Below are 8787 nucleotides of genomic sequence, written 5' to 3'. Positions count from 1 at the left end.
CCAACAAAATCTGAGGTTTAGCCCTGATCGGGCTAAGCCCTCGATTTTGTAACCTCTCCCACAAAGGGGAGAGGTGTCGATGCTGCTGGCCTCGGCTCCCTCTCCCCCCTCTGTGGGGGAGAAAGCGAAATCGAAGGCTTAGGCGAGCGCAAGCCGCCTAAACTTCAGATTTCGCAAGTGAGGGGATCAGTTCCGCTGGCAATATCCCCCAGCATCACACGGATGCCAGTTACAGATGTCCGCACTAGGATGCTTGCTCTACCGATACGGACATCGCCTATGGAAACCCAGCCCCACCTCCCACCCGGTGCCAGCCTCGTCCCCGACTGGATCACCCCTCAGCAGGAAGTAGCGCTTGTTGCCTTCCTCGACGCCGGTGCGTGGAGCGGTGAGCTGAAGCGGCGGGTGCGGCATTTCGGCTATCGCTATGACTACCGGGCGAGGAGCGCCACGGCGGAGAGCCGGATCGGGCCGCTGCCGGACATGCTCAAGGGGCTGGCGGAGCGGCTGGTGGCGGACGGGTTTTTCTCAGACGTGCCGGACCAGGTGATTGCCAATGAATATCTGCCCGGGCAGGGGATCAGCGCGCATGTCGATTGCGAGCCCTGTTTCGGCGAGGTGATAGCCTCGCTCAGTCTGCTGTCGGGCTGCGAGATGCGGTTTGGATGCCTTGCAAGCGGCGAGACGCGCGCAGTCATCTTGCAGCCGCGTTCGCTGCTGGTGCTCGCGGGACCAGCGCGGCGCGACTGGACGCATGCGATCCCGGCGCGGCGGTCGGACGTGATTGATGCGCGTGCGGCTGGTGTCGCTGACGTTTCGGACGATGCGGTTTTGACCGCAGTTCGTGGCAGGCAGGGCCAGCCACGGCTTCATCTATCAATTCAACCGGCGGAATCAGATTGTGAACTTTCGCCGTCAAGCGACTCCACTGACTCGGCAATTCGCTGCCACTTCACCTGACGGGTGAAGCGCTCGGCTCGGGCTGAAGGGGAAAAGGGGCGCCGGCCGCAGCCTTGAGGGCGGGATCGTTCCGGCCGGCGCTCTCCTAAAAGCTAACTGCGAAAGATGAACAAATGACTGACTTCGGCCATGATGGCGGGGTGACCTCCGCGCGTCTGATCGGTGCTGTCGCGGGCTCCGCGATCTCGCTGGTCTATCTCCTCCCCAAACATCGCCGCGAGGCGGCCGTGCGTTTTCTGACCGGGGTTGCCTGCGGGCTGATCTTTGGCGGGCCGACGGGTCTCTGGGGCGCCGGACAGCTGGGGCTTGAGGGGCGGCTCTCGACGGCGGAGATCATGCTGGCGGGGGCGACATTGGCGTCGTTTACCGCCTGGTGGGGGCTCGGTGTTCTCGTGCGGCTGACGGGCCGGGCGGGGGACAGGGTGGGTGGGTGACGCAGTGACCCCTCATCCTGAGGAGCCCCTGCGCAGGCAGGGGCCTCGAAGGATCGCGCTTCGTTCTTATCGGTGGCCCTGACCCTTCGAGGCCCGCGCGGTGCGCGGGCACTTCAGGGTGAGGGCGATGGGGGACGCCGGTCTCTACCCTCCCCTTGACGGGGAGCCGGGAGCGGTTGTGTGACCGCCTCTCCCCTTGGGGAGAGGATCGCCGAGCGCAGCGGAGGCGAGGTGAGGGGGCGGATCGGCGAGGCGTCGAAGGTTCAACGTAAGCTTCGCTCCCCCTCATCCCCGGTGCAACAAGTTGCACCTGAGACCTTCGGGCACCTTCTCCCCGCTGGGGAGAAGAGGGAGGGACCCGCCGCTGCCGTGCCAACCGTTCTGCGTCCGCACGTCACCCCCACCCGCCGCATTGCGGCGACCTCCCCCCTCAAGGGGGAGGCAGGTGGGCACCGCCTTTGCGCGTCGCAAGGAGACCAAACCAAATCAACATCACGAGGAGACAAGCCATGCAGGCTTTGGAAACGGCGGGTGCGCCGCGGTTTTGTTATGCCGGGCTGACGCTGAAGGGCGTGGCGGGCGACGGGCGGTTTTCGGGTTATGCGAGCCTGTTTGGCGAGGTCGATCTTGGCCGCGACGCGATCGAGCCCGGGGCCTTTGCCGCGTCGCTGACGAAGCGCGGGGCGGGCGGCGTGCGCATGCTCTTTCAGCATGATCCGGCCGAGGTGATCGGCCGCTGGGCTGTCATCCGCGAGGACGAGCGTGGGCTTTATGTCGAGGGCAGGCTCGCGACCGATGTCGGCCGCGCCCGCGAGGTGCATGCGCTGATGAAGGCCGGCGCGCTGGACGGCCTCTCGATTGGGTTTCGGGCGGTCAAGACGAGGGCGGACCGCAAGACGGGCGTGCGGCGGATTCTCGAGGCCGATCTCTGGGAGATCTCGGTGGTGACCTTTCCCATGCTGCCGACGGCGAGAGTGTCCAATGTCAAGCACAGGCGGTTCTACCGCGACAGGGAAACCGAGCTCGTTCGGCTGATGCGCCGGGCGGCTCGGTCGATGGCGAACAATCACTTCACGAAAGGATGAGCGACATGGAAGACGCGATGATGACGGGTGAAGGCAGGATGGTTGAAGCGGGGCTTGCAGCCTCCGCTGCAGGCGGGCGAGGCGGCAAGCGGGCCAAGGGGGCGCTCGCCAGGTTGGCACCGGAGGTGAAGGCGGCGCCCGATACGGTGACGTCGGCCTTTGCCGAATTCATGAATGCCTTCGAGGCCTTCAAGGAGGCGAATGACGAGCGGCTGGGCGAGATCGAGGAGAAGCTTTCGAGCGATGTCGTGACCCGCGACAAGGTCGAGCGGATCAACAAGGCGATCGACGAGCAGAGCCGGCTTTTGGACGAACTCGTGCTGAAAAAGCGCCGCCCGGCGCTGGAACGTGTCGGCCGCGACGAGGCGGGGCTTGCCGAACACAAGGCGGCCTTCGAGGCCTATGTGCGGCGCGGCGACGACCAGGCGCTGCGCGATCTCGACCAGAAGGCGCTGTCGGCAGGTGTTTCCGGCGATGGCGGTTATCTGGTGCCTCAGCAGGTGGACGAGGAGATCGGCCGCAGGCTGAGGGTCATCTCGCCGATCCGGTCGCTGGCAACCGTGCGCCAGGTCTCGGGCGCGGTGCTGAAGAAGCCGTTTGCGGCAAGCGGCTTTGCGAGCGGCTGGGTGGCCGAGACGGCGGCGCGCACGCAGACCGGCACGCCGGAACTGGCCGAACTCGCCTTCCCGACCATGGAGCTCTATGCCATGCCGGCGGCGACCCAAGGCCTGCTCGACGATGCGGCTGTCGATATCGAGGACTGGATTGCGGCGGAAGTCGACATCGCCTTTGCCGAACAGGAAGGCGAGGCCTTCGTGTCGGGTGACGGCGTGCTGAAGCCGAAGGGGTTCCTGGCCTATGACCAGGTGGATGACGGCGCCTGGGAATGGGGCAAGATCGGCACCGTTGCCACGGGGGCGGCGGGGGCTTTCGCGGCAAGCGGTGCATCCGATGTGCTGATCAACGTGGTCTATGCGCTGAAGGCGGGACACCGGCAGAACGGCACCTTCGTCATGAGCCGTCGCAGCCAGGGCGCGGTGCGCAAGCTGAAGGATGCCGACGGCAACTATCTCTGGGCGCCACCGGCGCGGGCGGGTGATCCCGCTTCGCTGATGGGCTTCCCGGTCGCCGAATCCGAGGACATGCCGGAGATTGCGGCCAATGCGACGGCAATCGCCTTCGGTGATTTCCGCGCGGGTTATCTCGTGGTGGATCGCGTCGGTGTGCGGGTGCTGCGCGATCCTTATTCGGCGAAACCTTACGTGCTGTTTTACACCACCAAGCGCGTCGGCGGCGGCGTGCAGGACTTCGAGGCGATCAAGCTGGTGAAGTTCGGGGCGTGAGGGTGGCGTGCCCCTCCGCTTGAGGGCGAGGTGGTTTTGCGGCCGCGTGACCGCCTCTCCCCTCGGGGAGAGGAACGCCGAGCGCAGCGGAGGCGAGGTGAGGGGGCGGTTCGGCGAAGCGTCGAATAATAAGCCTGAGCTTCGCTCCCCCTCATCCCCGGTGCAAAAAGTTGCACCTGAGCGCTGCGCGCCACCTTCTCCCCGCTGGGGAGAAGAGAGGGAGGCCCGCCACCGCCCTCATGCTGAGGTGGGCGCGGAGCGCCCCTCGAAGCATCCATCTCTCAACTCTTCAGGGTGGCCTCGCCCTTCGAGGCCGGGCGTGGCCCGGCGCCTCAGGGTGAGGGGCTACCTGCAATTCGTTTTCAAGGAACCTCCCATGACCATCATCGAACTCACTCCACCCGCTGTGGAGCCGCTGACGCTTGTCGAGATCAGGGCGCATCTGAGGCTCGATACGGAGGAGGAGGATGCGCTGCTTTCAGCGCTTGCCATCGTCGCCCGCGAGCATCTGGAGCGGGAGACGGGGCTGGTGCTGGCGGAAAGGAATTTCCGGCTCTGCCTCGACGACTGGCCGGCGGACGGGATTGTGACCATTCCTCGCGGGCCGGTCCGGGTGGTGACCGCGGTGACAGTCTATGATGGCGAGGGTGAGCCGCAGGCTGTGGATCTCGATGGCCACTTGCTCGACGGTCAGGCGCGTCCAGCGCGGCTCTGGCTGCGGGATGTGCCGCAGCCGGGGCGGGCAATGAACGGGATCGAGGTGGAATTGTCAGCCGGCTTCGGCGAGAGCGGCCAGGATGTGCCGGAGACGCTGAAGCGGGCGATGCTCACGCATGTCGCGGCGATGTATGCCTGCCGCGGTGTGGTCGCGGTCGAGGCGCAGCCGGCTATGGTGCCGCCGGGTTATGGCCGGCTGATTGCACCCTTCTGCTGGCGAGGGCTCTGACCATGGTCATGCTGGATATCGATGCCGGACGGCTGACGGCGCGGCTGGTGCTGGAGCGGCCTGATGCGGTCGACGATGATCAGGGCGGGGCGGTGACGGGGTTCGTTGAACTGGCCCGCGTCTGGGCACTGATCGAGCCGCGCAGCTTTGCCGAAGAGGAAAAGGGGCCGGGGCTTGTGGCGACCGTCACGCATCATGTGACGGTTCGGGCCCGTGGTGATCTTGTGGCCGGGCAGCGCTTTCGCAAAGGCGCGCGGGTGTTCGAGATCCTGGCCGTGCGCGACCCCGACGAGACCGGTAGGTTTCAGGTGGCGCTGTGCCGCGAGGTGACGGGATGAGCCGCGGCGCCGGACAAGGGCGCGGATCCGGGCGGCGGGGCGTGGCGCTGGAGGAGACGGGCATGCAGCTCGCCGAGATCTTGCGGCGGGCGCTGGCAGTCCGTGTGGCGAAGCGCAGCGATCGGACATCGAAAGACGGGGGCTCGATGGAGCCGGATGGGTCGGCGGCCGAAGGACTGGGCGCTGACGGACGCTATAACCGGGTGTCGGGTGAGGCGCAGACGGGCCGCTAGGCACACGGGAGCTTCGCGGACACCGGCTGTGCGCGAGGGGCACAAAGGCGCCGGTAGGTGTTGCGCGGCACAGCTTGGGGAGAATGGAATATGACGAATACGGTCAATGCCTTGCTTGCAGCGCTTCAAGAGGCGGTCAAGGCGGACACGGCGCTGACGACCGCGCTCGGACCCCAGGGACTGTCCGACCGGACGATCCGGCCGCAACGCTTTCCGGCGCTTGTCGTCGGCGCGGTCGAGGCTCGCGACTTTTCAACCGGCGAGGCGGAAGGGGCGGAGATCCTGCTGACGCTCGAGGCCTGGAGTGCGGTCTCGCGACGTGAGGCCGAAGGGCTGGTGGCGGAGGTGAGGCGGCTGGCCGACAGCTTGCCGGAGATGCTGGGCGAGTTTCGGCTCGTCAACTTTCGGCACCGCCGGACGACAAGCCGGCGCGAGGTGAAGGCGGGGTTGTTCGTGGCCGAGGCGGGGTTTCGGGCGGTGGTGGAGTGAGGTAGCGAAGCTCGGAGCCGGGCGTCACGTGGGGCTGGGATGCCAGGTGTCTATGTTGGACCGCCTGCGGACAAACGGTTGTGTCCTCAGGGGTGCGGTGGCAGGCTGGTTGCTGTCGATTGACGTTCGATTCCATACATTTGCGTTGAAAGGAGTTTCGATGAAACGGGCTTTTCTCTCCATGGTCCTTTTGTCATCCACGCATTCGGTCAGTCTGGCATCGTCCTGCCCGTTGCCGGCAATGATCGATTTTTGCGTTACAGGTGCCGCCGACATCGAGCGCCTTCGAGAACTGGCGGAGCGACCAGGCTGGACCAAGGACGCAAGCACAGACCGGGTGGATCGACCCATACCTCGATCTGGCTCGTTTACGGCCACCTCTCCTGACGGCTTTGCCTTCGCTGTATTCTATCAGGACTACGGTTCATTTGCGTCCGTGACCTGTACCTTCGAGGTCATGAGCTCCATCGGTGCCCTCGGCGGTACGACTGCCTGCGGCGCGCAGGAGGCTGAAACGTTCGAGACCGATCTTAAGACTGCTGTTACCGGCGAGATATCGAAGCAGACGAGTGATTTTGGCAATGGCTTCATGATTCGAGGCGAGTCGATGTGGATGCGCGCGGTCGTCAGTGCGGGCGGAGGTATCACCAGTGCCTGGACGGACAGTCACGCGCTGAAGCGCTGACGACATCAAGACAACAAGGCTGTGGAACGCAAAGGCAGAATACTGTATCTTCGCGGTGGTTTTTCAATGGGAAGATCCATGGGCGAGATCGCGCAGAGCTTGAGCGGGCGGGTGGCGGATCCTGAGAGGTTTCCGGAGCTGCAGACCTTGCTTGCGCGGATCGACGCGGCCTGCAATCCCATCGAGGTGATCCTTTATGGGAGCCGTGCGCGCGGTGACGCCAACGCTCAGAGCGACTGGGATCTGAAGGTAATCGTTTCGGATGACGCGCCGGAGACGGTGATGTCGCCGCTGTTCGGCTGGCGTCTGCAGGAAGGCTCAGGGGTGCATGCAGACGTTTCCGTTGCGCGCCTTTCGGAATTCCAGGCGGACCTCGAAGTCGCAAATTCTGCGGCCAGCCATATCGTAGACGACGGTATCCTGCTTGTCCGCTGAACTGCATATCGCCAACGCGCTGCGGTTGGCGCGTGAGGATCTGGAGGCGGCGACCTTGCTTGCGGCTGCCGATAACCGGAATGACGCCTATCATGCACAACAGGCTGCGGAGAAAATGCTCCTGGCCCTTCTGACGGCGGAAGGTATCAGGGCCGAGCGCCGGGACAGCCACCGTATCGACGTGTTGCGGGAGCTTCTGCCCGACACGGATCCATTCAAGGCGCGGTTTGCAACACTGACTTTCTTGACGGTGTTCGCGACCACCTATCGCTATCCCAAGGATGCCGGTCGAATTCCGGCGCGGGCCGAGCGCGTTGAATTGGAAGCGGCACTCGCAACGCTGAAGCAAATCCTGACCGATCTCGCGGGGCATTTTGGCGTCGAGCTTCTCGCCTCGGATCGATTGCCAGCAGCGACGTCGAGCCCACCGCGCGCCTAGACCTTGACCTGTCCCCGCTTCGCAATCACCGCCAGCGCCAGGATGGCCGCGAAACCCGTGGTGGCGAAGAGGGTGGCAAGCACGAGGCCGGCATCGATGCCGGCGCGGTCGATGACGGCCGTCATCAGAACGGGGGCGGTCGCATTGGCGAGGTTTTGCGGCAGAGCGAGGCGCGCCGACTGGCGGGCGAAGCGGCTGGCGGAGAAGAAGGCGAGCGGCAGCGTGGCGCGGGCGAGTGTCGTGACGCCGGAGCCGAAGCCGTAGAGCGCGGTGAACATCAGCAGGCTCGAGGGCGTGCCGGATGAGAAGATCAAGAGCAGGGTGGAGCCCGTGAGCATGGCCATGCCGGCAAGCCCGGTGGCCACAGGCGAGGAGCGCTTGCCGAGCACCAGATCGAAGGCGCGGGCGGCAATGCCGAAGACGGCGCGCAGCGATCCGAGCTGCAGCGCCAGTGCCGGCGTCGCGCCGGAGAGTTCGAGGATATGCAGGAGCTGCGGCGAGAGACCAAAGGTCATCAGGCTGGCGAGCGAGGTCGAGAGCGCAATCATGAGGAAGGCAAGCGTCGCCATGCGACGGCTCAACTCCAGCGGTTCCCGGGCGTCTGCGGCGAGGTCCTCGGCCGAGCGGGTGATCGCGATGCGGCCAAGCGACAGATGGATCGGCAGCGCCAGCACGAGCTGTGCGGCGGCGGCAGCGAAAAGTGCGCCGCGCCAGCCGAAGGCCTCACCGGCCAGCGTCAGAAGCGGCCAGCAGACAGCTGAAGAAAGTCCGGTGAAGATCATCAGGATGCCGATGGCGCGGCGGGAATTGTGGCCCTCGCGCTCGACGACGGCGGCAAAGGCCGGGACCGTCAGGGCAAATGATCCGCCGGCGCCGAGGATCAGCCAGGCGATCGCATAGGTGACGATGCCGGTCGAGAGCGCCAGCATGGCAAGGCCTGTTGCCATCAGGACCGAGCCCATGGCGAGCACGCGGGCAGCGCCATGACGGGCGATCATCCGGCCGGTCCAGGGGCCGAGAAAGGCCATGACGAGCATCATCACGGTGAGCCCGGCAAAGGCGGTCTCGTTGGCAAGCCCGAGATCGGACGCCATGGCCCGGCCGAAGACGGCCGGCATTTCATAGGTCGTGCCCCAGCCAAGGATCTGCGAGACCGCAAGCGCGGCGACGAGGAGGGTGCGGGGCATGTTCATGGAAGACTCGAGGGGGAGTTTGCAATCGGCAGGAGTGTTTCTTCTAGGCCGGTTGTGGGGCGGGCGATAGGGCGAAATCTTGGGATGTGTGCGTGTTTGGGGGTGATCCACCCTCCCCTTGAGGGGGAGGGTCGGACCGCAGGTCCGGGGTGGGGTGATCCAGTTTTCCGGCTGTGCCCTTTCTGATGGTGGTCACCCCCACCCGCC

12 protein-coding genes are annotated in these 8787 nt (G+C 65.5%); 11 read left to right on the top strand and 1 reads right to left on the bottom strand.

Features of this window, described 5'->3' with window-relative positions; genetic code table 11:
* Window positions 1-279 precede the first annotated feature (279 nt).
* The 11 genes from IP85_RS19565 to IP85_RS19520 all read left to right on the top strand — a co-directional run bounded on the left by IP85_RS19565 (window position 280) and on the right by IP85_RS19520 (window position 7387).
* Window positions 280-960 carry an alpha-ketoglutarate-dependent dioxygenase AlkB gene (locus tag IP85_RS19565; RefSeq protein WP_156323010.1) on the top strand — a complete coding sequence of 227 codons (681 nt, stop codon included), beginning with the start codon at window positions 280-282 and terminating at the stop codon, window positions 958-960.
* Window positions 961-1073: 113 nt separating this feature from the next.
* Window positions 1074-1394 (top strand): DUF6107 family protein, encoded by a 321-nt coding sequence (locus IP85_RS19560; RefSeq protein ID WP_054151347.1) that lies wholly within the window; start codon window positions 1074-1076, stop codon window positions 1392-1394.
* Between the two features lie 509 nt (window positions 1395-1903).
* The gene (locus tag IP85_RS19555; protein ID WP_054151346.1) at window positions 1904-2479 is read left to right on the top strand and encodes an HK97 family phage prohead protease; all 576 of its coding nucleotides are present in this window, start codon (window positions 1904-1906) and stop codon (window positions 2477-2479) included.
* Between the two features lie 5 nt (window positions 2480-2484).
* Window positions 2485-3822 carry a phage major capsid protein gene (locus tag IP85_RS19550; RefSeq protein ID WP_156323009.1) on the top strand — a complete coding sequence of 446 codons (1338 nt, stop codon included), beginning with the start codon at window positions 2485-2487 and terminating at the stop codon, window positions 3820-3822.
* A 376-nt stretch (window positions 3823-4198) separates the two neighbouring features.
* Window positions 4199-4768 carry a phage head-tail connector protein gene (locus IP85_RS19545; RefSeq protein WP_054151345.1) on the top strand — a complete coding sequence of 190 codons (570 nt, stop codon included), beginning with the start codon at window positions 4199-4201 and terminating at the stop codon, window positions 4766-4768.
* Between the two features lie 2 nt (window positions 4769-4770).
* Window positions 4771-5106, top strand: coding sequence for a phage head closure protein (locus tag IP85_RS19540; protein WP_054151344.1), 336 nt, complete (start codon window positions 4771-4773; stop codon window positions 5104-5106).
* Window positions 5107-5168: 62 nt separating this feature from the next.
* Window positions 5169-5339, top strand: coding sequence for a hypothetical protein (locus tag IP85_RS22275; RefSeq protein WP_156323007.1), 171 nt, complete (start codon window positions 5169-5171; stop codon window positions 5337-5339).
* A 90-nt stretch (window positions 5340-5429) separates the two neighbouring features.
* Entirely contained in the window at window positions 5430-5828 is a 399-nt protein-coding gene (locus IP85_RS19535) for a DUF3168 domain-containing protein (protein WP_054151343.1), read from the top strand.
* Between the two features lie 160 nt (window positions 5829-5988).
* The gene (locus IP85_RS19530) at window positions 5989-6513 is read left to right on the top strand and encodes a hypothetical protein (protein ID WP_054151342.1); all 525 of its coding nucleotides are present in this window, start codon (window positions 5989-5991) and stop codon (window positions 6511-6513) included.
* Window positions 6514-6591: 78 nt separating this feature from the next.
* The gene (locus tag IP85_RS19525; protein ID WP_054151341.1) at window positions 6592-6948 is read left to right on the top strand and encodes a nucleotidyltransferase domain-containing protein; all 357 of its coding nucleotides are present in this window, start codon (window positions 6592-6594) and stop codon (window positions 6946-6948) included.
* Window positions 6938-7387, top strand: coding sequence for a HEPN domain-containing protein (locus IP85_RS19520; protein ID WP_054151340.1), 450 nt, complete (start codon window positions 6938-6940; stop codon window positions 7385-7387). Before IP85_RS19525 ends, IP85_RS19520 begins: the two co-directional genes overlap by 11 nt.
* On the opposite strand, the gene IP85_RS19515 is transcribed toward IP85_RS19520, so the two are convergent.
* A complete protein-coding gene (locus tag IP85_RS19515) occupies window positions 7384-8580 on the bottom strand; it encodes an MFS transporter (protein WP_054151339.1) in 1197 nt (398 codons plus the stop codon). The genes IP85_RS19520 and IP85_RS19515 overlap by 4 nt on opposite strands.
* Window positions 8581-8787: the final 207 nt, after the last annotated feature.

Source organism: Rhizobium sp. AAP116, assembly GCF_001295785.1.
Lineage (GTDB): Bacteria > Pseudomonadota > Alphaproteobacteria > Rhizobiales > Rhizobiaceae > Allorhizobium.
Note: the sequence above shows the minus strand (reverse complement) of the source record. Positions and strands in the feature narration are given on the sequence as shown.

Bases quoted from the DNA above. Each gene is read 5' to 3' on its own strand.
- IP85_RS19525 (WP_054151341.1), top strand. From the start codon at position 6,592: ATGGGCGAGATCGCGCAGAGCTTGAGCGGGCGGGTGGCGGATCCTGAG.
- IP85_RS19540 (WP_054151344.1), top strand. From the start codon at position 4,771: ATGGTCATGCTGGATATCGATGCCGGACGGCTGACGGCGCGGCTGGTG.
- IP85_RS19560 (WP_054151347.1), top strand. From the start codon at position 1,074: ATGACTGACTTCGGCCATGATGGCGGGGTGACCTCCGCGCGTCTGATC.
- IP85_RS19530 (WP_054151342.1), top strand. From the start codon at position 5,989: ATGAAACGGGCTTTTCTCTCCATGGTCCTTTTGTCATCCACGCATTCG.
- IP85_RS19545 (WP_054151345.1), top strand. From the start codon at position 4,199: ATGACCATCATCGAACTCACTCCACCCGCTGTGGAGCCGCTGACGCTT.
- IP85_RS22275 (WP_156323007.1), top strand. From the start codon at position 5,169: ATGCAGCTCGCCGAGATCTTGCGGCGGGCGCTGGCAGTCCGTGTGGCG.
- IP85_RS19565 (WP_156323010.1), top strand. From the start codon at position 280: ATGGAAACCCAGCCCCACCTCCCACCCGGTGCCAGCCTCGTCCCCGAC.
- IP85_RS19535 (WP_054151343.1), top strand. From the start codon at position 5,430: ATGACGAATACGGTCAATGCCTTGCTTGCAGCGCTTCAAGAGGCGGTC.
- IP85_RS19515 (WP_054151339.1), bottom strand. From the start codon at position 8,580: ATGAACATGCCCCGCACCCTCCTCGTCGCCGCGCTTGCGGTCTCGCAG.
- IP85_RS19550 (WP_156323009.1), top strand. From the start codon at position 2,485: ATGGAAGACGCGATGATGACGGGTGAAGGCAGGATGGTTGAAGCGGGG.
- IP85_RS19555 (WP_054151346.1), top strand. From the start codon at position 1,904: ATGCAGGCTTTGGAAACGGCGGGTGCGCCGCGGTTTTGTTATGCCGGG.